Raw genomic sequence first — 24,209 nt, forward strand, 5'->3', positions numbered from 1 at the left:
GCTGGCTAGGCTCGGCCCCGACGCGGCGGCGCGGCGGAGCCCGCCGGCTGAGGACGGGGGCACATGCCGGTTCTGGTGGACGACGGGTCCGACGACGTCGGTGTGGTCGAGACACCCACGCCGGCGCGCGCCGGGACGGTGACGGACGTGGCGGCGATGACCGCCGGCGGCACCCCGATGTGGCTGCTGCTCAGCGAGGGCGGCCAGGTCGGGCGGTGGCACGTCGAGTCGGACGACTACCAGCGGCTGGCGGTGGCGTCGGTGCCGCCCGAGGCGGAGCGGGACCGGTGGGCCGACCGGGTCCCGCGCCCTCGGCTGCACGCGAGCGCCGACGGCCGGTTCGCCGCCGTGGTCAACGACTACGGCCGGCTCGGCCAGGTGCTCGACCTGCGCACCGGCGAGGTCACGATGACCCTGGACAACACGGGCGACGAGGAGGAGACCGTCCCCTTCTCCCTGGCGTTCCTGGAGCACGCCGGGCGGACCGTGGTGGTCCACCGCACGGCGTGGAACCGCCTGGACGCGTCCGTCGCGGCGACCGGCGAGCCGCTGACGGCACGCCCCGGCGACCCGTCCGACCACTTCCACGGCGCCCTGTACGTCAGCCCGGACGGCCGCCGGATCCTCGACGACGGGTGGATCTGGCATCCCGTCGGCGTCGTGACGGTGTCGGGCGTTCAGCGGTGGCTCGCGCGGGACGAGGACCCGGCGCTGCACGTCTGCTCCCGCGACTACTACTGGGACCACGCGATGACCTGGATCGACGAGACCCGGGTCGCGGTCGAGGGCATCGGTGACGACGACAACCGCATGCGGCCCGGCGCCCGCGTGTTCGACACGGGCCGGACCGCGGTCACGGCGCCCTTCCCCGCCCCGCACGCCGTCGAGGTCGCCACGATTCCCGGTCCGGCCGGGCGGTTCTTCAGCGACGGGGCCGTGCTGTACAGCGCCGACGGCGACGGGCTGCACTCCTGGGATCCGGCCGGGGGCGAGCGGCTCGGCACGGTGCCCGGCTTCACGCCGACGCACCACCACCGGCCCGCCGGAAGGTTCCTGGAACTGCGGGACGGCTCGGTGCGCATCCGCGCCTGACCGTCCGTGCCCGCCGCCGCGGTCGAGGAGATCGCCGTACAGCGGCCTCAGCCTGCATCGACGACTTAATTGGAGACTTAACCTAACTATTAGGGTTCTTTACCTTGTGGCGGCGTCATAGATGGCTGATGATGCGAGGGGAGCGGATCCGCCCGTCCCTCCACCTACCGAAGGACCCCTCGTGCTCAAGAAGCTCCCCTTGAGCGCGCGACGCCTCGTGCTCGCCGCGCTCGCCGTGCTGACCGCGCTGGGGGTGGGCCTGGTCATCAGGCCCGCCCTTGCCGCCACCCCGTTCAAGGTGCTCGCCTTCTACAACGGCACCTGGGACGCGGCGCACATCGACTTCGACAAGGAGGCCAGGGACTGGTTCCCGGCGCAGGCCGCGCAGAACGGCTTCACCTGGGAGGCGACCACCGACTGGAGCCGGCTCAACACCGGCAACCTGGCCCAGTACAAGGTCATCATGTTCCTCGACGACGCGCCGCCGTCGGGGCAGCGGGCCGCGTTCCAGCAGTACATGAACAACGGCGGCGCCTGGATGGGCTTCCACGTCAGCGCGTTCACCACCGATCCCGGCTCCTGGAGCTGGTACTACAACACGTTCCTGGGCTCGGGCGCGTTCCAGACCAACACGTGGGGCCCGACCCGCGTGACGCTGAAGGTCGAGGACCGCAACCACCCGTCCACGCTGCGGCTGCCGGCGACGTTCCGGTCGGCGGTGAGCGAGTGGTACTCGTGGAGCAACGACCTGCGGCAGAACCCGAACATCGACATCCTCGCCTCGGTCGACCCGAGCAGCTTCCCGGTCGGCACCGACCCCAACCAGTCCTGGTACAGCGGCTACTACCCGATCCTGTGGACGAACCGCAACTACAAGATGCTGTACGCGAACTTCGGCCACAACGGCATGAACTACTCCACCAACACCCGCACGTCGTCCACGTTCGAGAGCGCCGACCAGAACCGCTGGCTCATCGACGGCATCCTGTGGCTCGCGGGCCAGAGCACCACCCCGCCGTCGACGTCCCCGACGCCGTCGCAGAGCGCGGGACCGATCTCGCCGACCGCGTGGTACACCGTCGTCAACAAGAACTCCGCGAAGTGCATCGACGCGCGGGCGGCCGGCACCGGTAACGGCACGGCCATCCAGCAGTACACGTGCAACGCCTCCAACGCGCAGCAGTACCAGTTCCAGCCGACCAGCGGCGGGTTCGTGCGCATCAACAACCGCGGCAACAGCGCGCAGGCCCTCGACGTCACCAACGTCTCCAGCGCCGACAACGCGCCGATCCAGACGTGGACCTACGGTGGCGGCACCAACCAGCAGTGGCAGCCGGTGTCCGAGGGCGGCGGCTACTACCACTTCGTGAGCAGGCTGAGCGGCAAGTGCCTCGACGTGCCGGCCGCCTCCACCGCCAACAGCGTGCAGCTGGTCCAGTACACCTGCAACGGCACGGCGGCGCAGTCGTTCCGCGTGGCGCAGCAACCGTGAAAGTTTCGGCTCCGGCGGTTCGTTCGCCGCATTGACGTCCGGTGATGCATTGCCCGACCTGGGTCCTGGGGCTACGGTTCCGCCGTCCCGGGTCGGGCACCCGACCCGCCTTTCGCACAGCGAGGAGCGGATCGTGCGGTACTTCCACCATCGGCGGCGGATCGTCGCCTCCGTCGCGGTCGGTGCGGCCGTCGTCGCCGTCGCCGCGGTCGGCGTGACCGTCGCATCGGCGGCCGCATCCGGCTGCCGGGTCACGTACACCGTGACCAATGAATGGCAGGGCGGCTTCGGTGCCAACGTCGACGTGACGAACCTCGGCGACCCCGTCAACGGCTGGGCCCTCACGTGGGCGTTCCCGGCCGGGCAGGGCGTCACCCAGGCGTGGAACGCGACCGTCACCTCCAGCGGCGGCCAGGCCCGGGCCACGGACGCCGGTTACAACGCCTCCATCGCCACCGGGGCCACCGTGTCGTTCGGGTTCAACGGATCATGGACCGGGAGCAACCCGTCGCCCACGTCCTTCGCGCTCAACGGCGTCACGTGTACCGGCGCCGCCTCGTCCTCGTCGCCGCCCACCTCCGCGTCGCCGTCCGCCTCTGCGTCGCCGTCCGCCTCCACTTCCACTCCTCCCCCTCCCTCGGGCAACGCCAAGCAGATGGAGGACCTGGACCGCGGGCTCATCTCGGTCCGCTCCGGCAGCGGCAACCTCGTCTCCTGGCGGCTGCTCGGGACCGAGGCGCTGGCGACGGCCTTCAACCTGTACCGCGGCGGCACCCGCGTCGCGACGGTCACCGCCTCCACGAACTATCTGGACTCCGGCGCCGCCGCCGACGCGTCCTACACCGTGCGGGCGGTCGTCGGTGGCGTGGAGCAGGCCGCTTCCGGGGCGTCGCTGCGCTTCACCGGCGGGGGCTACCTCGACGTGCCGATCTCCTCGCCCGGCTCCGGGTACACCGCCAACGACGCCTCGGTCGGCGACCTGGACGGCGACGGCCGCTACGAGATCGTGCTGAAATGGGACCCCGCCGACGCCAAGGACAACTCCCAGTCGGGTGTCACCGGCGTGGTGTACGTGGACGCCTACCGCCTCGACGGCCAGCGGCTGTGGCGCATCAACCTCGGCCGCAACATCCGCGCCGGTGCGCACTACACGCAGTTCCAGGTGTACGACTACGACGGCGACGGGCGCGCCGAGGTCGCCATGAAGACCGCGGACGCCACCGTCGACGGCACGGGCCGCGTCATCGGCAGCGCGTCGGCCGACTACCGCAACAGCTCCGGCTACGTGCTCAGCGGCCCCGAGTACCTCACCATGTTCAACGGCCTCACCGGCGCGGCGATGTCCACAGTGGACTACGTGCCGCCGCGTGGCACCGTGTCGTCGTGGGGCGACAGCTACGGCAACCGGGTCGACCGTTTCCTGGCCGGCACCGCGTATCTGGACGGCCAGCGCCCGTCGCTGATCATGGCGCGGGGGTACTACACCCGCTCGGTCATCGTCGCCTGGGACTTCCGCAACGGGACGCTGACCCGGCGCTGGACGTTCGACAGCAACAGCTCGGGCAACAGCGCCTACGCCGGGCAGGGCAACCACCAGCTCTCCGTCGCCGACGTCGACCTCGACGGCCGCGACGAGATCGTGTACGGCTCGATGACCGTCGACGACAACGGCGCCAAGCTGTGGAACACCGGCAACGGCCACGGCGACGCGATGCACGTCGGGGACCTCGACCCGTCCCGCGCCGGCCTGGAGGAGTTCAAGGTCGACGAGGACGGCAGCAAGCCGTCGTCGTGGATGGCCGACGCCCGCACCGGGCAGATCCTGTGGAGCACGCCCGCCAACGGCGACAACGGCCGCGGCGTGTCCGGCGACATCTGGGCCGGCAGCGCGGGCGCCGAGTCGTGGTCCTCGGCCGCCGACGGCGTGCGCAGCCCCCGCGGGGTCGTCGTGTCCTCCCGCAAGCCCGGGTCGACGAACTTCCTCGCCTGGTGGGACGGCGACACCACCCGGGAGCTGCTGGACGGCACCCACGTCGACAAGTACGGCACCTCCGGCGACACCCGCCTGCTGACCGCCTCCGGGGTGCACTCCAACAACGGCACCAAGTCCACGCCGTCGCTGTCCGGCGACATCCTCGGCGACTGGCGCGAGGAGGTCGTCTGGCCGACCTCGGACAACACCGCGCTGCGCATCTACAGCACGCCCGACCCGACGTCGACGCGGCTGTTCACGCTGATGCACGATCCGCAGTACCGGTGCGCCATCGCCTGGCAGAACACCGCCTACAACCAGCCGCCGCATCCGTCGTACTTCATCGGCAGCGGCATGTCGACCCCACCGGCGCCGCTCATCTACGTCCGGTAGGTCCCCGTTTGCCGGGTCTCTGCGGACTCGGAACTGTCATACGGGGGCGGTAGGTTGTTGCGCATGACGTCGGCGAGCGCTGGTTTCACCCGCAGGGTGGATCACTGTCTGCTCGCCGGCGACGTGCCGATGCTGCCGGTGGTGCCCGACGGGTGGCTGGCCGTGCTGGTCGCCCCCGACCTCGAGGTGACCGCCGGCGACCTCGCCGAGCCTGTGCTGGCCGGGCTCGGCGGCGACAGCGTCCTGCTGCTCGCCGCCGGCCCGCTCGGCGCCGCCCTGGCCGTCGCCCTCGACCGGCCCGTGGTCGCGCCCGACGGCCCCGTCATCCAGACGCCCGGCGGCATCCTCGTCACCACCGACGTCGCCGGGGGCTGGTGGCGGCACCGCCCCGGCCGCCCCGCCGAGCCGCTCGGCCCGCGCTGGCCCGCCCCCGGCTGGCAGGACCTCGTGCCACCGTCGACGCAGTGGCCGGCCACGGTCATCGCCCAGCCCGTCCCCGCCGGGTGGCTGCTGTCCCCGGCCCGGTCGGCGCCGCGGCTGCCTTCGACGGCGTCGAGTTCGCCGTCGCCGTCGACCCCGAGCGCCCCCGCCTGCTGCTCGACCCCACCCTCACCGACGACCTGCTCGCGCTCGCCATGGCCGCCCTGCCGACCAGGGTCCGCCGCGTCGCCGACCTCGTCCCCTCGCCGCCGGCCAAGGCGCGGGCCGTCCGATCGCCGCTGCCGCCGCCCGCCGCCTCGGCGAGCCGGTCCACCTGGTCAACGGCGTGCCGCTGCACCCGCCCGCCGGGCCGATCACGGTCTTCGCCCTCGACGCCCACCGCCGCCCCGTCTGGTCCGAGCCGGCCTGGCTGCTGCGCCTCACCCCGGACGGCGCCGAGGAGGTCATCGCGTCCTCCCCGCCGCACACGTCCCTGCGCCTCATCGACCCCGCCACCTATGCGATGGACATGGGCTGGCAGGTGCGGCTGAGCGGCGGCGGCATCCACGCGCTCCCAGGCCCTCCCCCACCCCCGGCGAAGGGCCGCGCCTCCCTGCCGGACCCGTTCGACAGCACCCGTTCCCTGTCATTCACGGTGACAGTGCCGGGCGTCCTCGTCCCCAACCCACCGCCCAGCGGAGCCATCGCTTCCACGCACGCCGACGCGGTCACTGTCGTCTCCGACCCATCGCCCAGCGGTGCCGCTGCTTCCACGCGCGCCGACACGGCCACTGTCGGTGACGCCCGCACCGATGGTGAGGCCGGGTCCGGATCCGGTTTGACCGGGACCGGTGCTGGGCTGGCCGGGGTTGGTTTCGGCCATGGCAGGGTTGGTGACGACACAGGCATCGGCGACGGCACGGGCGGGCTCGGCGCCACTGCCGCCGTCGGCACGCGCTTCACCACGGACAGCCCCACGGCCACCCGCGCGGACACCGCCACCAGCTATGGCATCGCCACCAGCACGGACATCGCCACCGGCCAGGGCATCGGCCGGGGCACCGCCACCAGCACGGACATCGCCACCGGCCAGGGCATCGGCCGGGGCACCGGCAGCGGCGCGGGCACCAACAGCGGGGCAGGCATCGGCCAGAGCATCGGCCAGGGCATCGGCGGCGGCGCGGGCACCAACAGCGAGGTGGGCATCCGCGGCGACGCGCGTGACGCAAGCCCGGCCAGCAGCGGCACGCACATCACCAACGCCGGCAACGCCACCACAGACGCAGCCATCGCCACCGGCGCGGGCAGCGACAACGGCACGGCCATCGCCACCGGCGCGGGCGGCAACAACGGGGCGGCCACTGTCACCAGCGCGGGCGGCAACAGCGGCGCGGGCGTCGGCGCGGGGTGGCCCGGTGGTGTGGGGGGTCACCGTGGCGGCGGCACTCTGCCGGCGCAGGAGGAGCGGGCCGGGGTCTATCGGGTCGTTGTCGGCAGTGCCGGTGAGGTCATCGACGACCTGGTGTGGCCGCCGCTGTCGGCGATGTTCACCGCGTTGTTGACCGACATCCCGGCCGCCGTCGACCTGGTCGTCGAGGGCAAGTCGTCCGCGTGGGGCGGGGCAGCCGAGCGGGAGCTCGCCGAGCGGCACCCGGGCGCCGGCGTGGTCAGCGGGCAGGCGCGTGAGTTCCAGCGCTGCGAGCTGCTGCCCATGCCGCTCGAGCCGGAGGCGCCGGAGCCGCCCAGTGCGGTTCGCCGGGCGCGCAACGGGCTGACGCTGCTGGCCGCGGCCGTGGTCGTCCTGCTGGTGGCGGTGGCGGGGGCGGTCCTGTTCTGGCCGCGTGGCGGTGACGGCGCCGGCCTCGCGGGCGGCACCGATCCGCAGACCGCGGCGGTCCCCGGGGCCGGCGTCGCGGCCGGCAGCCCGGCGCCGTCGGCGTCCGCCGCGAGCGGGAGCGCCTCGCCGAAGGCCAGCGTGTCGGCGTCGGTGAAGGCCAGCGCCTCGGCGCTGGCGTCGGTGTCGGGGAGCCCAGGTGCGCCCTCGTCGGCGGCGAGCACCCCGCCGTTGCCGCTGGACACCGCCACCGACGTCGCGCGCGGGCGGCCGACGTCGGAGAGCAGCCACACCGAGGTGTACGGCTCCGGCCGCGTCACCGACGGCGACCCGATGAGCTACTGGGAGAGCCGCAACAACGCCCTGCCCCAATGGGTCCAGGTCGACCTCGGCGCCCCGGTCGCCGTCCGCCGCGTCGTGCTGCGCCTGCCCCCGTCCGGAGCCTGGCCCGCCAGGACGCAGAACGTCACGGTCCAGGGCAGCATCGACGGCGCCAACTTCACCAGTCTCACGAGTGCCTCGTGCCGCTTCGACGCCGGCAACGGCCAGCGCGCCACCATCAGCGTCAGCTCAGGCGAGCACCGCTACATCCGCATCGTCATCTCGTCGAACACGGTCCAGCCGGCGGGACAGCTGTCCTCGGTGGAGCTGTACCGCGGCTGAGCCTTCTGTGGCACTGTCTCCGTCTGCGGTCGTGCCTTCGTCCGCGGTGCCGTTCACGGCGCGGTGAGGCCGGACTTGCGGCGGTCGTAGCGGGTGGCGGGCACGGCGATCGCCTCGGTCGACCTGGCCGCGGCGACCGCGCCGAGCACCGGCCCGTGCCGGGCACCGCACGCCGGGCAATCCTGCGCGCCGAGCACCGGCCCGATGCCACACGCCGCACGCCGCACGCCGCACGCCGCACGCCGCACGCCGCACGCCGCACGCCGCACGCCGCACGCCGCACGCCGCACGATCCTGCGCGCCGAGCACCGGCCCGTGCCGGGCACCGCACGCCGCCCGATCCTGCGCGCCGAGCACCGGCCCGATACTGGGCACCGCACGCCGCCCGATCCTGCGCGCCGAGCACCGGCCCGATACTGGGCACCGTACGCCGGGCCATCCTGACGACGGTCGCCGCGGCGGGTGCCTCGACAACGGGTGAACACGCCGGGGGTCCAGGCGCCGACGTGACTACCGCTTCGCCAAGTTCGTCGACGTGACCCGCGCGCACGGCCGGTGCAAGGGCGCGGACCTGGTCAGAGAGCCGCGATCGAGTCGGGGGCGCGTTCGCGGCGGGCGAGGGCGCGCACCACGGGCAGTGGGCCGTGCCGCCAGGCAGCGAGCCGGCCGAGCAGGTCGATCGTCGCCCCGGTCGCGGCGGCGGGCAGGTCCGGCGTCGGCAGGTCCAGGCTGACCGCGAGGTCGTCGGTGTGCACGACCAGTTCGAGGACCCTGGTCAGCAGGAAGTCGTCGACGAGGAGTCCCCATCTTCCCAGGTCGACGACGCGCTCGGCGTGCTGGGCCGGCACCATGGTGCTCAGCTCGGCCAGGGCCGCGTCGACCTCGGCGGCGAGGTCGGCGGCGGTGGTCTGCGCGGCGGCCGTCTCGCTGCGCTCCAGGATGGCGGTGTTGTCGGCGCTGTCCGCGCCGGAGTTCACCCAGCCGGCGCCGGTGAAGTGGTCCATCACCGGGATCGCCGACGTGCCGGGCGGGGCGGCCAGCGCCGTGACCGTGCGGGTGACCTGGTTGGCGAGGTGACGGGCCAGGCCGCCGACGGAGAAGCCGGGCAGCGTGCTCGGCGTTGACCAGCGCGCGGCGACGGCGGGCTCCCGCAGCAGTGCCGCTGCGCTCTGCGCGGAGTCCAGGAAGGCGGATCGGATCATCGGCCGACCCTATGCGGCGCAGGACGTCGGCCGCGACCCCGTGGCGATGTCACCCGGATACCGCAGAGCACAGGAGCGGGTGTGAAGCCCAGGGGCGTCAGCAAACCCCTGGGCTTCACCCATCTCTGCCGGGTCAACGGCCCGCCCAGCCCGTGACCCGGCAGCCAACCATCCGATGGAGGGTCAGCGTGAGCGGCCGGCGCGGCGCTTCGCCCACACGTCGAAGGCGACCGCGGCCAGCAGGACCAGGCCCTTGACCAGCATGACGCGTTCGCTGGGTGAGCCGATGAGCGACATGCCGTTGTTGATGACGGCCATGATGAGGCCGCCGGTGATGGCGCCGACGACCTTGCCGACGCCGCCCTGCACGGCGGCGCCGCCGATGAACGCCGCGGCGATCGCGTCGAGTTCGAAGGCGTTGCCGGCGGTCGGGCCGGCCTGGTTGAGGCGGCCGGCGAAGATGATGCCGGCGACCGAGGCCAGCAGGCCCATGTTGACGAAGATCCAGAAGGTGACCGACTTGACCTTCACCCCGGACAGGCCTGCGGCCTGCAGGTTGCCGCCGACGGCGTAGATGTGGCGGCCGAAGACGGTGCGCTGGCTGATCAGGGTGTAGGCGAGGACCAGCGCGGCGAGCAGGACCAGCACCCAGGGCAGGTTCTTGAAGCGGGCCAGCTGCACGATGATGAACATGAGGACGACCGCGGCACCGGCGATCTTCAGGCCGAAGACCAGCGGTGTGTCGACGGCCTGGCCGTAGCCGATGCGGGCGCGGCGGGCCCGCCACTGCACGACGACGATGCCGGCGACGGCGGCGAGGCCGACGAGCAGCGTGAAGAGATCCGCGCCGCCGAGCACGCCCAGGCCGACGTTGTTGAGGAAGCCGGGGGTGAAGCCGTTGGCGAGGGTACGCACGTCGTCGGGGAACGGCCCGATGCCCTGGTTGCCCAGGACCGTCATGGTGAGGGCCCGGAACACGAGCATGCCGGCGAGGGTCACGATGAACGCGGGGATGCCGAAGTACGCGATCCAGAAGCCCTGCCAGGCGCCGATGAGCGCGCCGACGACGAGCGTCGCCAGGATCGCCAAGGGCCACGGCACGTCGAGGTCGACCATGAGGACCGCGGCGACGGCGCCCGTGACGGCGACGACGGAGCCCGCGGACAGGTCGATGTGCCCGGCGATGATGATCAGGATCATGCCGATGGCGAGGATCAGGATGTAGGAGTTCTGCACGACGATGTTCGAGATGTTCTGCGGCTCCAGCAGCGCGCCGGACGTGAGGATCTCGAACAGGACCACGATCGCGGCGAACGCGATGTAGATGCCGCTCTGGCGCAGGTTGACCGAGAACCTGGTCGGCGCCGCGACCACGGGATCGGTCTCGACCTCCACGATCGTCGTCATGAGAACTCCTTAGCTGAACGAGCCGTCATGAGCTGCATGAGGCGCTCGGGGGTCGCGTCGGCGCGGGACAGCTGTCCGGTGACCCGGCCCGCCGACAGGGCGTAGATGCGGTCGCAGATGCCGAGCAGCTCCGGCAGCTCGGAGGAGATGACGAGGATCGCCTTGCCCTCATCGGCGAGCCGGTTGATGATCGTGTAGATCTCGTACTTGGCGCCGATGTCGATGCCGCGGGTCGGCTCGTCGAGGATCAGCACGTCAGGGTTGGTGAAGATCCATTTGGCGAGGACGACCTTCTGCTGGTTGCCGCCGCTGAGCGTGCCGGTGACCGAGCCGACGCCGGGTGCCTTGATGTTGAGGCTGTGCCGGTATTCCTCGGCGACCTGGAACTCGCGGTTGTCGTCCACCCAGCCGCCCCGGGCGATGCGGGACAGCGCGGCACCGGAGACGTTGCGCTGGATGTCCTCGATGAGGTTGAGGCCGTAACGTTTGCGGTCCTCGGTGGCGTACGCGATGCCGTGCGCGATCGCGTCGCCGACGGTCCGCAGCTCCACCGGAACGCCGTCCTTGTACACCTGGCCGGTGATGCCGATGCCGTAGCTGCGGCCGAAGACGCTCATCGCGAGCTCGGTGCGCCCGGCGCCCATCAGCCCGGCCAGCCCCACGATCTCGCCGCGGCGCACGGACAGGTGCGCCCGGTCGACGACGATCCGGCCGTGCTGCGTCGGGCTCCGCACCGTCCAGTCCTCGATCCGCAGCGCCTCCTCACCGATCGAGGACTCGTGCGGCGGGAAGCGGTGCTCCAGGTCCCGGCCGACCATGCCGGAGATGATCCGGTCCTCCGACACGTCCTTGCCGCGCATGTCGAGGGTCTCGATGGTGCGGCCGTCGCGCAGGATCGTGGTGGTGTCGGCGACCGCCTCGATCTCGTTGAGCTTGTGCGAGATGATCACGCAGGTGATCCCCCGCTCCCGGAACTCCAGCAGCAGGTCGAGCAGGTGCCGGGAGTCCGACTCGTTGAGCGCCGCGGTCGGCTCGTCGAGGATGAGGAGGCTGACCTCCTTCGACAGCGCCTTGGCGATCTCGACCAGCTGCTGCTTGCCGACGCCGAGGTCCATCGCGGGGGTGACCGGGTTGTCCCGCAGGCCGACCCGGCGCAGGAGCGCGCCGGCGTCGGCGTTGGTGCGGTTCCAGTCGATCAGCCCGCGGTGGACCCGCTCGTTGCCGAGGAAGATGTTCTCCGCGATCGACAGGTGCGGGATGAGCGCCAGCTCCTGGTGGATGATGACGATGCCGCGCCGCTCGCTGTCGCGGATCCCGCCGAAGTGGCAGGGCTCCCCGTCGAACTCGATCTCACCGGTGTAGGAGCCGTGCGGGTACACCCCGGACAGCACCTTCATGAGGGTCGACTTCCCGGCGCCGTTCTCACCGCAGATCGCGTGGATCTCCCCGCGGCGCACCTCGAGGTTCACATCCTGCAGCGCGGCAACGCCGGGAAAGGTCTTGGTGATGCCGCGCATCCGCAGAATTACGTCGTTCATGATTACTTGAGGTCGCTCTCGGCGTAGTAGCCCGAGTCCACGAGGACCGCCTTGTAGTTGCTCTTGTAGACGATGACCGGCTCGAGCAGGTACGACGGGACGACCTTCACGCCGTTGTCGTAGTCCTTGGTGTTGTTGGTCTCCGGCTTGCCGCCCTTGAGCACCGCGTCGGCCATCTTGACGGTGACGTCGGCGAGCTTGCGGGTGTCCTTGTAGATCGTCGCGTACTGCTCACCGGCGATGATCGACTTGACCGACGCCTTCTCCGCGTCCTGGCCGGTGACGATCGGGTAGGGCTGGCCGGCCGTGCCGTAGCCGCTGCTCTTCAGCGCCGACAGGATGCCGATCGACAGGCCGTCGTACGGGGAGAGCACGCCCTGGACCTTGGTGCCGCCGACGTAGGTCTTGGTGATGATGTCCTCCATGCGCTTCTGCGCCGTGGCGGGGTCCCAGCGCAGGATCGCGACGGTCTTGAAGTCGGTCTGGGTGGACTTCACGACGAGCGTGCCCTTGTCGATGTACGGCTTGAGCGTCGCCATCGCGCCGTTGAAGAAGAACGTGGCGTTGTTGTCGTCCGGCGAACCTGCGAACAGCTCGATGTTGAACGGGCCGGTGGCGGTGCCGTCGGTGCCGTCCTCCTTCTTCAGGCCGAGGCCGACCAGCAGCGACGTGGCCTGCTGCACGCCGACCTTGTAGTTGTCGAAGGTCGCGTAGTAGTCGACGTTGGGCGAGTTACGGATCAACCGGTCGTAGGCGATGACCGGGATCTTCTTGTCCGCCGCCTGCTGCAGCTGCGTGGTGATGGCCGTACCGTCGATCGAGGCGACGATGAGCAGCTTCGCGCCCTTGGTGATCTGGTTCTCGATCTGGTTCACCTGCGTCGGGATGTCGTTCTCCGCGTACTGGAGGTCGACCTTGTACCCGAGCTTCTCAAGGGCCGCCTTGACGTTGTTGCCGTCGGCGATCCACCGCTCGGAGGACTTCGTCGGCATGGTCACGCCGATGAGGCTGCCCGCGCCCGCGGACGCTCCGGCATCCTTGTCGGCGGTCTTCTCGGACGAACCGCACGCGGTGACGCTGAGCGCCACGGCGAGGCCGAGGCCGACGGCCAGTGCTCTGGGGAACTTCATGGGGGTGTCCTCCACCTGTGCGCAGGGTGCAGCAACCGGTGACGCGCATGTGAGCGTTATCAACGGTCCTGGCAGAAATCTTCGGGTGTCTGGGTCATGTGGCGGCTTGAACGCCGGGAAACGTTTCAGGCCTATGGCGGGGGTGTTGCTCGGGACAGTGTTAACGCTCACAAAAGGAGGTGTCAAGACGGTGCCACATCACGAAATGGGAGGATGCTGCCATGCGCCTGATCGCCGGCATCACCGGCCCGGGATCCGCCGACCGGCCCGACGCGGTAACCGTCGCGGGACGGTCACTGTCCGCCGAGGCCCTGCTCGGCGCCGCTCTCGCCGTCGCCGATGACGTGCGCGGCGCGACCGCCGTCGCCGTCGACGCGACCCCGACCCTGGAGACGGTCGTGGCGGTGCTCGGCGGGCTGCTCGGCGGCGCCGCGGTGGTGCCGGTGCCCGCCGACGCCGGCCCGGCCGAGCGTGAGCACATCCTGCGCGACTCGGGCGCACAGCTCGTGCTGGGCCCCGGCACGGCCCCGATCGACGTCACCCGCCGGTCGTCGAGCACTCACCCCGCGCCGGCACCCGGGGACGCGGCGCTCATCATGTACACGTCCGGCACCACCGGCGCGCCCAAGGGCGTCGTGCACACCCACGCGTCCGTCGAGGCCGGGGTCGACGCGGTCGCCGACGCCTGGGACTGGACCCCCGAGGACCGGCTCGTGCACGGGCTGCCACTGTTCCACGTCCACGGCCTGGTCCTCGGTGTGCTGGGTGCCGTGCGGGCCGGCTCGCCACTCGTACACACGGGAAAACCGCAACCGGAGCGTTATGCGGCCGCCGGTGGGACCCTCTACTTCGGGGTGCCGACCGTGTGGTCGCGGGTCTGCGCCCAGCCCGCCGCCGCCCGTGCCCTGTCCCGCGCCCGGCTGCTCGTCTCCGGCAGTGCCGCGCTGCCCGTGCCCGTCTTCGAGCGGCTCCACGCGCTGACCGGCCACCGGGCCGTCGAACGCTACGGGATGACCGAAACCCTGATCACGATCAGTAGCCGCGCCGACGGCCCGCGCCGCGCCGGCCACGTCGGCTTCCCCGTCCGCGGCGTGCAGACCCGCGTCGACGCCGAGGACGGCGCCATCGGCGAGCTCTGGGTGCGCGGCCCGATGCTGCTGCGGGGATACGTGCATCAGCCCGCCGAGCTCACCGACGGCTGGTTCCGCACCGGCGACATCGCCCGCAAGGACCCCGACGGCTGGCACCGCATCGTCGGGCGCGCCTCCACCGACCTCATCAAGTCCGGCGGTTACCGCATCGGCGCGGGTGAGGTCGAGGACGCGCTGCTGGCCCACCCCGCGGTCCTGGAGGCGGCGGTGATCGGCACCCCGCACGCGGACCTCGGCGAGGCCGTCACCGCCTACGTCGTCGCGGCCGAGGGCGTCGGCGAGCGCGAGCTCGTGGACTTCGTCGCCCGCCACCTGTCGGTCCACAAGCGCCCCCGCGTCGTCCACCTGGTCGACGCCCTGCCGCGCAACGCCATGGGCAAGGTGCAGAAGAAGCGCCTCGGGAGTCCTATGCTCTGATGTGCCGGACCCAGCGGACGCGGGCCGGTTCGATGGCTGGTGGTGGTCGTGGTGGAGACAGGCAGGATCCTGCGGTTCGACGAGGTGCGTGGTTACGGGTTCATCGCGCCCAACGCGGGAGGCGAGGACGTGTTCGTCCACGCCAACGACTTCGGTGAGCAGCGGCACCTGGTGCATCCGGGGATGCGCGTCGAATACGAGGTCGAGGAGGGCGAGCGGGGGCTGAAGGTCGCCACCGTGCGCATCCTGGACGCCCCGGCCCGCCGGGAGCACGCGCGGCCCGTCCGGCCCGCGCACGACGCCGACGAGGACGCCGAGCCCGGCGACGACGACGGCCTCTGCGACGTGCTGAGCAGCCGCGAGTTCTCCGCCGAGGTGACCGAGCTGCTCATCCAGCACGTCCCGTCGCTGACCGGCAGCCAGATCGCGCAGGCCCGGCAGCACCTGGTCAGCTTCGCGCGCACACACGGATGGGTGGAGAGCTGAGTTGAAGGTCCTGTTCATCGGCGGCAGCGGCATCATCAGCTCCGCCTGCACCAGCCTGGCCGTGCAGCGCGGCATCGACCTGCACGTGCTCAACCGCGGCTCCAGCACCACCCGGCCGCTCCCCGACGGCGTCACCGTCCTGCGCGGCGACATCCGCGACCCTGAGTCGGCCCGCTCCGCGCTGGCCGGGCACACGTTCGACGCGGTGGTCGACTGGGTCGCCTTCACCCCCGAGCACGTGCACACGGACCTCGAGCTGTTCCGCGGCCGCACCGGTCAATACGTGTTCATCAGCTCCGCGTCGGCCTACCAGACCCCGCCGGCCCGGCTGCCCGTGGTGGAGTCCTCACCGCTGCGCAACCCGTTCTGGCAGTACAGCCGCGACAAGATCGCCTGTGAGGACCTGCTCGTCCAGGTGTACCGGGACAAGGGTTTCCCGGCCACGATCGTGCGCCCGTCCCACACCTACGACCGCACCCTGGTCCCGTTCGACGGCGGCTGGACGGCCATGGCCCGCATGCGCCAGGGCCGCGAGGTGGTCATCCACGGCGACGGCACGTCCCTGTGGACCCTCACCCACCACGAGGACTTCGCCAAGGGCTTCGTGCCCCTGCTCGGCCACCCGCGCGCCATCGGCGACGTCTTCCAGATCACCAGCGACGACGTCCTGACCTGGAACCAGATCGCCGAACACATGGCGGCCGCGCTGGGTGTGCAGGCGAAACTCGTGCACGTCCCCTCCGACGCGATCGCCGCCGCCGACCCCGATTGGGGTGCGGGGCTCCTGGGCGACAAGGCCCACTCCATGGTCTTCGACAACAGCAAGCTGCGCGCCCTCGTCCCCGACTACGTCGCCACGATCCCCTTCCACGCGGGGGCGCGGGAGATCGTCGCCTGGTTCGACGAGGACCCGTCCCGCCAGGTCATCGACGAGCGCCTCGACAAGGTGATGGACGACCTGGTCGCCCGCTACCGCGTCTGACCGGTCCAGGGGCAGGCCGGCCTCACGCCTCCACCGTCCAGACCGGGCGGACCCGGGCGCAGGCCGGCTCCCCCGCGGCGTCGGTCAGCCCGAGCCGGCCGACCAGGGTGCCGGCGCCCTCGTGCGCGGCACGCAGCACGTCGGTCGGGATCTCACCGAACATCAGCTTGGCCCGGCGGAACATGGCGAACCCGTCGCCGTCCACCGCGCCCCAGCTGAGGTAGAGGAACCGCGCACCCGGGCGGCCGTGCACCCACGGCCCGCCGACGTCGAGCAGCCCGTCCACCTCGCGGCTGGTCACCTCGAAGCTCCACCGCGCCTGCGCCGCGTCGGCCGGTATCCGCTCGACCACCTCGGCCTTGCGCTGCACCCCGACGTGCACGTTGTGCAGCCGCAGCCCGTCGGCGACCGCACCCGGCCGCCGCCCCGGCAGGTCGCTGCCCTCCAGCCGAATCAGCACATCCCGACTGTAGTTGACCCGCGGCGGCGTCAGACGGCACCCGTTTTCGCCGCCTCCGACACGGCTCGTGCCGCCTCCGGTGTACCGGCGGCCACCTCGTCGTCGAGGTCGTCGAGGCGGCCGAGCCTCACCAGCACGTCGACCAGCCGGTAGGCGGCGTTGCGATCACCAGCGTCGGCACGGTCGCGGAGCAGCTGCAGCGCCTCGTCCACGCGATCCTGCTCGACCAGCACATCGGTCAGCCGGTAGGGCGCATCCCGATCGCCGGCGTCCGCCCGGTCGCGCAGCAGCCGCAGCGCCTCATCCACCCGGCCCTGGCCGACCAGCACGTCGACCAGCCGGTAGGCGGCGCTGCGGTCACCGGCCTCGGCGCGGTCGCGGAGCAGCTGCACCGCCTCATCGGCACGGCCGAGGTCGGCCAGCAGGTCGGCCAGCTGGTGGGCGGCGTTCTCCGCGCCCGCTGCGGCACGGTCGCGCAGCTGCTGCAGCGCCTCATCCTTGCGGCCCAGCTGCCTCAGCAGGTCGCTCAGCTGCTGGGCGGCGTACCCGTCACCGGCATCCGCACGATCGCGAAGCAGCCGCACCGCCTGCTCCTGGCCGCCGCGCTGGATCAGCAGGCGGGCCAGTTGCTGGACGGCGCCGCGATCGCCGGCGTCGGCACGGTCGCGGAGGAGTCGCAGCGCCTCGTCCACCCGATCCGTCTTGGCCAATACGTCGGCCAGCTGATCGGCGGCCTGCACGTCTCCGGCGTCCGCACGGCCGCGGAGCAGCCGCAGCGCCTCATCGACACGGCCCTGCCCGGCCAGCATGCCACCCAGCATGCGGGCGGCGTACCCGTCGCCGGCGTCCGCACGGTCGCGGAGGAACTGCAGCGCCTCCTCCGTGCGCCCCCGCTGCATGAGCATGTCGGTCAGCTGGTGGGTCGCGTTCCGATCGCCGGCGACGGCACGGTCCCGCAGCAGTTGCAGCGCCTCGTCCAGGCGATCCTGCTCGACCAGGACGTCGATCAGGCGGTAGGCCGCGTTCCGATCGCCCGACTCCGCGCGCCTGCGGAGCAGCTGCAGCGCCTCCTCGACCCGGTCCAGCTTGCCCAGCACACCGATCAACTGGTTGGCCGCGTACCCGTCGCCGCCGTCCGCCCGGTCGCGGAGCAGCTGCAACGCCTCACCGACCCGCCCCTGCTGGACCAGCCTGTCGGCCAGCAGCCGGGCGGCATGCACGTCTCCGGCGTCCGCGCGGCTGCGGAGCAGCTGCAGCGCCTCCTCCGCCCGATCCAGTCCGACCAGCACGCCGACCAGCCGGTAGGCGGCGTCACCCACATCGGCGCGGCCACGGACGAGGTGCAGCGCCTCGTCCACGCGATTGAGCTTCGTGAGCACGTCGGCCAGCCGGTAGGCGGCGTACAGGTCGCCGGCGTCCGCACGATCGCGCAGCAGCTGCAGCGCCTCATCGACGCGACCACGCTCGAACAGCAGGTCCACCAGCTGATGGACGAGGTACCGGTCGCCTATGGCGGCGCGGTGGTAGAGCGTGATGGCGTCGTCGAGGCGGCCTCGGCGCTCGGCGTTGCCCGCGATGCGGGCGCAGTCATCGGGGTGATGATGCGCGATGAGGGCCTGCCACACAGCGTCGGGCAGGGCAACGGTGCGGCGGGTGCTTCGGGCGTGCTGATGCAGGTAGTCGGCGGTGACGTAGCCGGCGGTCTGACCCATGCCGGCCGGCACCGGGGCAAGACAGGCGGCGGCGCCGAGCACCCGGGTCGTCGCATATGCCAGGGCCTGGTCGAGCCAGTCGAGCGGGGCGGTGGCCTGCCGGTCCGGGGTGAGATAGGCGGGGGCGGCGGCGTCGAGAAATGCACGGGTCACGGGCCGATGCGCGCCGACACGGCGGGCGTCGAGCGCGGCGGTGATGACCGCCATGCCGTAGCACTGCCGGTCCGGAGCCTGCTCCCATCGCTGGATGAGCTCGGGCCCGGCGGCCAGCACCTGCGTGAAGCCCGCATCGGCGGTCTCCAGAGCGATCTGGATCCGTCGATCGGTCGGCGCGAGGACGGCGCCGCGACGGCGTTCGGTGGTGCTGAACGCCCCAGGCACCCGGACCACATGGGCAAGCCTGAGCACGTCGCGGTCGTTGGCGTACGGGTCGGGCTGGCCGGCCTCAGGGCGGACGGTCCGGATGTCGTACTCGTCCGTCCACAGTGTTGCGACGACCACCGTTCCAGCGGCGATGAGCTGCTGCATGACACCGACCGGCACTCTGGCCGCGTGGTTGAGATACCGCTGCAGCTCGTCCAGCCACAGCACCGTCCGCGGTGCCGGATCGGCGGCGTGGGCACCGATCCGGACGGCATCGGCGGGATGCACCAGCCACCACTCGGCCAGCACCGTCCGGATCGCCTCGAGCAGCGCACGCGTCTTGCCGACGGACGAGCCACCGACGAGCAGCACGAACCCGCCGTCGGCCGCGGCGGCCGTCACGGCGGTGCGCAGGTCGGCGTCCAGGTCGCGGGGCACGTACGGGGGCAGTTCGTCAACGTCGGGCAACTGGATCGCGGCATGCACGCCGAGGAGCCTCGGGCGGGCGTCACGGACCCGGACCGCCCCGGCCGGCCGGGCCTGGTGGCCGGTGCTGACCCGCTCCAATGCCGACAGCCAGGGTTGCTGCGACGCATCGCCGAGCCCGCACGCCTTCAGAAACGTCCTCAGGGTCTCCGGGGTCGGGATCGACCTGGCGTTGATCAGGTTGCTGAGCGTCGATGACGGCAAGGACCCGGGCGAGGCGTTTCGCCGCAGGTCGGCATAGGAGCGATCGGCACGCAGCGAGTTGCACGCCGCGGCGAACGCGGCCAAGGTCTCCACGGCATCCACGTCGGGCCCGGCGTTGTCGCCCGCAGCAACATCGTCGATCACGGTGATGCCCTCCTCGGCCGTCCGGCGGCCGCACCGGACACTGCCGCATCACCGTAGGGCCCATCGGTGTCCGGCGGCCATTGGCCGGTCACCTGATCGGGCGATCCATCGACGACCCGACCCACCACCCGGCGGGCCCGACCTCCGGCCGGCGGTCAGGCGCGGGCGGCGGTGGCCGTCGCGGCGGCGATGGCGCCGAGCATGGCTGAGCGGCGCGTGAGCCTGAACGGCAAGGTTCCTCCCCCGAAGATGATCAGCGGGAGTGTTCGGGCGACCGGCGCCAGGACGGCAGGACCGAATGACCAGGTTTCAGCGCACGACACGGCGTTGCGGGCGCGGTGCCGCCAGCGCGACCGGCTCCAGCACGATCGCGACCCGGGCGCCGCGCAGCGGGCTGCGCCCGACGACCAGACGGCCGCCGGCGGTCTCCGCGACCCGGCGGACGATGTCCAGGCCCAGCCCGGTGGAGCCGGCGCCGCTGGAGCCGCGGCGCAGCGCCCGCGCCGGGTCCGCGATGCCGGGGCCCGCGTCGTCGACGGTGAGGCCGCGCGGGGAGACGTGCACCTCGAAGCCGGCGCCCTCAGGGGTGTGCTGGAAGACGTTGCCGAGCATGCAGTCCACCGCGGACACCAGGTCGGACTCGGCGACCGGCACCCACACCGGCTCGTGGCCGCCGACGACCCGCCACGGGCGCTGCTGGTCCTCGGCGAGCACCGACCAGAACGCGAGCCGGTCCGCGACGACCTCGACCAGGTCGGAGCTCTGCGGCACCCGGTCCGCCGCGGACCGCCGCGCGGTCGTGATGATCTGCTCGATCTCGTCGTCGAGGGCGTCGAACGCCTGGCGCATCCGCTCCCCGATCGGGCCGGGCGGCATCGCGTCGGCGTCCAGGCGCAGCGCGGTCAGCGGGGTGCGCAGCCGGTGCGACAGGTCCGCGGCGAGCTCGCGCTCGGCGTCGGCGAACGCGACCATCTGGTCCGCCATCCGGTTGAAGCTGCGCGCCGCGTCCCGCAGCTCCGGCGGGCCGTCCGGCTCGACCCGCGCGTGCAGGTCGCCGTCGCCGAACGCCCGCGCGCCGTCGGCGAGCCGCTTCGTGGACTTCACGATCTGCGCGCCGAGCCGGTCCGCGACCAGGGTCGAGCCGCCGATGAGCACGACGGCGAGCCCGACCAGGGCCAGCCACGCCGCGCCGACGCCCCGGCTGAGGTCGGCGTCGGAGACGTACACCTCCACGACCGCGGTCCGGTCGCCGTCCAGGACCACGGTCTGCAGGTACGCCACGCCGCCGGGTGCGTCGACGGTCAGCGACCGGCCCTGCGCGGCGGCCCTGTCGACCTCCACCGCCGGGGCGTGGCTGGTGCCGACGGTCGGCTCGCCGAGCAGGTGCACGGCCAGCCGCCCGCTCTGCCCGGCCGGTACCGTGGCCACCGCCCGATCCAGGGCGCCCGATCCGTTGCCGGAGGTGGACGCGAGCGCCGCCACCATCGCGTCGGCCTGATAGCGCGCCTCGGCCAGGGCCCGGTCGTGCGCGATCTCCTTGGTGACATAGGCCAGCGGCACCAGGAACGCCAGCGCGATCATCGACGTGATCGCGAACGACAGGCGCATGAGCGCGTTCCTCATGGCTGTGCGGGGGGCTGTTCCGGGTCGACGAGCATGACCCCGACACCACGGAACGTGCGCAGATACCGCGGTGCCGTCGCGCTCTCCCCGAGCTTGCGGCGCAGCCACGACACGTGCACGTCGATCGTCTGGTCCTCGCCGGAGCTGTCCGGCCGCTGCCACACCTCGGTCAGCAGCTCACGCCGGCTCACCACCCGCCCGGCCCGCTGCGCCAGGAACGCCAGCAGGTCGAACTCCTTCTTCGTCAGCTGCAGCGGCCGGCCCCCGATCGACGCGAAGCGTTGCTGCGGGTTGACGTGCAGCGCACCGATCGTCACGCCCGCCGGCACCGTGGCCGGCCCGGGCGTGCCCTGCCCGCGGCGCAGGACCGCGTTGATCCGCGCCGACATCTGCGCGCTGGAGAACGGCTTCGTCACGTAGTCGTCGGCGCCGGCGTCCAGCAGCCGGATGATGTCACGCTCCGAGCGCCGTGCCGTGGCGACGATGACCGGCGCGTTGGAGATGCCGCGCAGCATCCGCAGCACGTCAAGGCCGTCCATGTCCGGCAGCCCGAGGTCGAGGATGACCAGGTCCGGCGGGTCGGTCGCGATGACCCGCAGCGCGGATCCGGCATTGCCGACGGGACGCACGACGTGCCCGGCGTCGGTCAACGCCCGCGAAAGGGCGCCGGAGACGGCGACGTCGTCCTCGACGAGCAGGATCAGCGGCATGGCAACACCGTAACGCCGGGTTTGCCACGCAAGGCAGCGCGGGTGAGAAGATCTGCCGGTGCGGGTCAGACGTGCGGCGGTGCCGGTGCTGCTGTGGTGCCTGGCGACCACGGCGAGCATCGCCGTGGCGTCGCTGGCGCTGCGCCCCGTGCTGCACACGGCCGTGCCATCGGACTGGCTGCCCGTGCCGGCCGCCGAGGCCCGCGGCCCGGGCGACCTCATCCCGCAGCCGGGCCTGCCCCCGCCGTCCTCGCCGCCCGGGTCCTCGCACGCCTCGAGCCCTTCCCCCGCCGCGCCACGCACCTCGTCCGCGCCCTCGCCGACCGCGAAGGTCACCACCGGCGCGCCCGCCCGCGTCGTGGACGGCTGGACCGTGACGACCGGCAGTGACGGCATCGACACATACCTGCGCTCGTTCCGCTCCGAGGGCGGCGACGCGGTCATCCGCATCCGCGACGGCGTCGTCTCCGTCGTCACCGCCACGCCCCGCGACGGCTACTCCGTGTCGCGGGGCCAGACGGAGCCGACCCGCCTCGTCGTGCAGTTCATCTCCGACGGCGGCAACGCCGCCTACCTCGTCGACGCCATGTGGTGGCAGGGCGCCCCGCACGGCAGCGTGACCCGCATCGGCACCTGACCCGCCTCAGGTGCTCATGTGCCGTTCGAAGCGGCGGCGGTACGCCAGGCTCGACGCGGCGCCCGCCAGTCCCAGCAGCACCACGTATCCCGCGAACGCCGGCACGAGCACGGTCGCGGTCGTTTCGATGTGGTGGCGGGGTCGCAGGACGGCGGCCGGCCAGAGCGTGACGTGGCCAGGGTCGCGGACGTAGAAGTCGGCCGGGCGAGCCGTGCCACGACAATCAGTCTGCGGAAAAGTTGTTATCGGCGGGGGCGGAAAACGTCGGGGGCGTCTGCGCGAATCTTAAAGTCCCTCTAATGCTCTCCGCAGGTCCGGGCGCTTACCGTCGATGCGTGACCACCGCCCGGACGGTTGCGGGACCATCACCCGTCACCATGCTGCCGCTCGCCCACGGGTGCCGCGGCGCGGGCACCGTGTCCACGGGTTCCCCTGGGGGTCAACCGCCCCATGGGAACCGCTCCGCGGCTGTGCCCAGCGCCGCGGCGCCGTCGGCCGGGGCCGCCACCCCGACCGCGGCGGACAGCGTCACCGCACGCCGGCAGAGCGTCGTGCGCCGGGAGAGCGTCGTGCGGCGAGGAAGTGGCTTGCGGTGACCGACGACAAGCCGGCCATGGCCGGAGCGGAGCACGCGACGGAGACGGCGGCCGGGACCGCAGAGGTCGCCGAGGCCACGGACGCCGTCGACACCGCCGAGGAGACCCCGACGACCGTGCCGGCCCCGGTGGCACAGCCGGCCGTGCCCGCCACGGAAACCGCCGCACCGGCCGGGGGTGGCACCACCGAGACCGCCCGCACGGGGACGTCGGCGGGCAAGCCGAACCGCAACGTCAAGCAGCGGACCGGCCGTGAGCCCATCGCCGCCGCCGGCAAGGCATCCGCGGGTGCCGGTCCGGCCACGGCGACCGGGACCGCCACGAAGACCGCCACGAAGACCGCTACGAAGGCGGCCAAGGCCACCGCAGCCGCGCCGCTCGACGACGCCGACGCCGACGACGCCGGTGGCGGCAGGGACGTCTGGCGGCGCGTCGGGGCGGTCGCGATCGTGCTCGTCGCCGCGTTCGCCGTCGTCGTGCTCTGGGCGCGCCCCGCGCACGAGCCGGCACCGCCCGTCGCGCAGCGCAACAGCGCGCCGCCGGCCGTCACGGTGCTCAACCCGACCGACATCGCCTACCTGCAGCTGATGATCTCCCTGGACACCAGCGCGGCGCAGCTGTTCGACCTCATCGTCGCCGGCGGGGACCCGGTCCTCGCACCGATCGCGCGCTCCGCCGCCGACGGTCACCGCACCGAGCTGGCGGCGCTGCGCAAGGCACTGGCCGACGGCGGGGCCATCGAGGACTCCAGCATCCACGCCGGGCACGACCTGCCCGGGATGGTCGTCGAGGCCGACATGACCGCGATCCGGGCGCTGCCCGCCGCGCAGCAGCCGGCGAAGGCCCTGGAGGTGCTCCGCGAGCACCTGACCGGCACGACGGCGCTGTGCGGCTCGGAGGCGAAGAACGGCGCCGACCCCGCCACGAAGGCCGCCGCCGAACAGGTCCTCGCCGCGCACAGCAAGCTCCTCGCGCAGCTCCCGGCGATGTAACTTTCGTAACAGAAACACGGTTGACCTGCGCAAACGCGCCACACAACACACGGCGATGGCCCGTCGAGCGGGCTGCTCCTAGCGTCGGCACGCACCCGCCGCC

At 72.3% G+C, this 24,209-nt stretch carries 19 protein-coding genes; 9 read left to right on the plus strand and 10 right to left on the minus strand.

Annotated features, from left to right (window positions below):
• Positions 1–63 precede the first annotated feature (63 nt).
• From OHA72_RS54375 to OHA72_RS54385, 3 genes are all read left to right on the plus strand, one after another.
• Positions 64–1,092 (plus strand): hypothetical protein, encoded by a 1,029-nt coding sequence (locus OHA72_RS54375; RefSeq protein WP_327003963.1) that lies wholly within the window; start codon positions 64–66, stop codon positions 1,090–1,092.
• 199 nt (positions 1,093–1,291) lie between these two features.
• Positions 1,292–2,584: a ThuA domain-containing protein gene (locus OHA72_RS54380; protein ID WP_327003964.1), complete on the plus strand. Its 1,293-nt coding sequence runs from the start codon at positions 1,292–1,294 to the stop codon at positions 2,582–2,584.
• Between the two features lie 133 nt (positions 2,585–2,717).
• Positions 2,718–4,949 (plus strand): rhamnogalacturonan lyase family protein, encoded by a 2,232-nt coding sequence (locus OHA72_RS54385; protein WP_442788432.1) that lies wholly within the window; start codon positions 2,718–2,720, stop codon positions 4,947–4,949.
• Positions 4,950–4,985: 36 nt separating this feature from the next.
• Here the strand turns inward: OHA72_RS54385 and OHA72_RS54390 are convergent, their stop codons facing one another.
• Positions 4,986–5,333 carry a hypothetical protein gene (locus tag OHA72_RS54390; protein WP_327003965.1) on the minus strand — a complete coding sequence of 116 codons (348 nt, stop codon included), beginning with the start codon at positions 5,331–5,333 and terminating at the stop codon, positions 4,986–4,988.
• Positions 5,334–5,715: 382 nt separating this feature from the next.
• On the opposite strand from OHA72_RS54390, the gene OHA72_RS54395 reads away from it, so the two are divergent.
• Positions 5,716–7,866: a discoidin domain-containing protein gene (locus tag OHA72_RS54395; RefSeq protein ID WP_327003966.1), complete on the plus strand. Its 2,151-nt coding sequence runs from the start codon at positions 5,716–5,718 to the stop codon at positions 7,864–7,866.
• 53 nt (positions 7,867–7,919) lie between these two features.
• Here the strand turns inward: OHA72_RS54395 and OHA72_RS54400 are convergent, their stop codons facing one another.
• From OHA72_RS54400 to chvE, 5 genes are all read right to left on the minus strand, one after another.
• The gene (locus OHA72_RS54400) at positions 7,920–8,063 is read right to left on the minus strand and encodes a hypothetical protein (protein WP_327003967.1); all 144 of its coding nucleotides are present in this window, start codon (positions 8,061–8,063) and stop codon (positions 7,920–7,922) included.
• A 378-nt stretch (positions 8,064–8,441) separates the two neighbouring features.
• Positions 8,442–9,068 (minus strand): maleylpyruvate isomerase N-terminal domain-containing protein, encoded by a 627-nt coding sequence (locus OHA72_RS54405; protein ID WP_327003968.1) that lies wholly within the window; start codon positions 9,066–9,068, stop codon positions 8,442–8,444.
• Positions 9,069–9,251: 183 nt separating this feature from the next.
• Entirely contained in the window at positions 9,252–10,475 is a 1,224-nt protein-coding gene (gene mmsB / locus OHA72_RS54410; RefSeq protein WP_327003969.1) for a multiple monosaccharide ABC transporter permease, read from the minus strand.
• Entirely contained in the window at positions 10,472–12,013 is a 1,542-nt protein-coding gene (gene mmsA / locus OHA72_RS54415; protein WP_327003970.1) for a multiple monosaccharide ABC transporter ATP-binding protein, read from the minus strand. Before mmsA ends, mmsB begins: the two co-directional genes overlap by 4 nt.
• Before the next feature lie 2 nt (positions 12,014–12,015).
• The gene (gene chvE / locus OHA72_RS54420; RefSeq protein WP_327003971.1) at positions 12,016–13,143 is read right to left on the minus strand and encodes a multiple monosaccharide ABC transporter substrate-binding protein; all 1,128 of its coding nucleotides are present in this window, start codon (positions 13,141–13,143) and stop codon (positions 12,016–12,018) included.
• 221 nt (positions 13,144–13,364) lie between these two features.
• Here chvE and OHA72_RS54425 point away from each other — a divergent pair, with 221 nt between their 5' ends.
• From OHA72_RS54425 to OHA72_RS54435, 3 genes are read left to right on the plus strand one after another with little or no spacing between them, the layout of a single operon-like run.
• Positions 13,365–14,711 carry an AMP-binding protein gene (locus OHA72_RS54425; RefSeq protein WP_327003972.1) on the plus strand — a complete coding sequence of 449 codons (1,347 nt, stop codon included), beginning with the start codon at positions 13,365–13,367 and terminating at the stop codon, positions 14,709–14,711.
• A gap of 48 nt (positions 14,712–14,759) precedes the next feature.
• On the plus strand, positions 14,760–15,197 hold the full coding sequence (locus tag OHA72_RS54430; protein WP_327003973.1) for a cold shock domain-containing protein: 438 nt from the start codon (positions 14,760–14,762) through the stop codon (positions 15,195–15,197).
• Position 15,198: 1 nt separating this feature from the next.
• Positions 15,199–16,179, plus strand: a complete 981-nt coding sequence (locus OHA72_RS54435; protein WP_327003974.1) for an SDR family oxidoreductase — start codon at positions 15,199–15,201, stop codon at positions 16,177–16,179.
• A 22-nt stretch (positions 16,180–16,201) separates the two neighbouring features.
• On the opposite strand, the gene OHA72_RS54440 is transcribed toward OHA72_RS54435, so the two are convergent.
• From OHA72_RS54440 to OHA72_RS54455, 4 genes are all read right to left on the minus strand, one after another.
• Positions 16,202–16,639 (minus strand): DUF5990 family protein, encoded by a 438-nt coding sequence (locus tag OHA72_RS54440; RefSeq protein ID WP_327003975.1) that lies wholly within the window; start codon positions 16,637–16,639, stop codon positions 16,202–16,204.
• 29 nt (positions 16,640–16,668) lie between these two features.
• Positions 16,669–19,548 carry a tetratricopeptide repeat protein gene (locus OHA72_RS54445; RefSeq protein WP_327003976.1) on the minus strand — a complete coding sequence of 960 codons (2,880 nt, stop codon included), beginning with the start codon at positions 19,546–19,548 and terminating at the stop codon, positions 16,669–16,671.
• Between the two features lie 309 nt (positions 19,549–19,857).
• Positions 19,858–21,171 carry a HAMP domain-containing sensor histidine kinase gene (locus OHA72_RS54450; protein WP_327003977.1) on the minus strand — a complete coding sequence of 438 codons (1,314 nt, stop codon included), beginning with the start codon at positions 21,169–21,171 and terminating at the stop codon, positions 19,858–19,860.
• Positions 21,168–21,881, minus strand: coding sequence for a response regulator transcription factor (locus OHA72_RS54455; protein WP_327003978.1), 714 nt, complete (start codon positions 21,879–21,881; stop codon positions 21,168–21,170). Before OHA72_RS54455 ends, OHA72_RS54450 begins: the two co-directional genes overlap by 4 nt.
• Before the next feature lie 58 nt (positions 21,882–21,939).
• Between OHA72_RS54455 and OHA72_RS54460 the strand changes: the two genes are divergently transcribed.
• Both OHA72_RS54460 and OHA72_RS54465 read left to right on the plus strand, forming a co-directional pair.
• Complete coding sequence (locus OHA72_RS54460) at positions 21,940–22,518, plus strand: DNA mismatch repair protein MutL (protein ID WP_327003979.1); 579 nt, start codon at positions 21,940–21,942, stop codon at positions 22,516–22,518.
• A 592-nt stretch (positions 22,519–23,110) separates the two neighbouring features.
• Positions 23,111–24,106, plus strand: a complete 996-nt coding sequence (locus OHA72_RS54465; RefSeq protein WP_327003980.1) for a DUF305 domain-containing protein — start codon at positions 23,111–23,113, stop codon at positions 24,104–24,106.
• Positions 24,107–24,209: the final 103 nt, after the last annotated feature.

It is taken from the genome of Dactylosporangium sp. NBC_01737, assembly GCF_035963215.1.
Taxonomy (GTDB): Bacteria; Actinomycetota; Actinomycetes; order Mycobacteriales; family Micromonosporaceae; genus Dactylosporangium.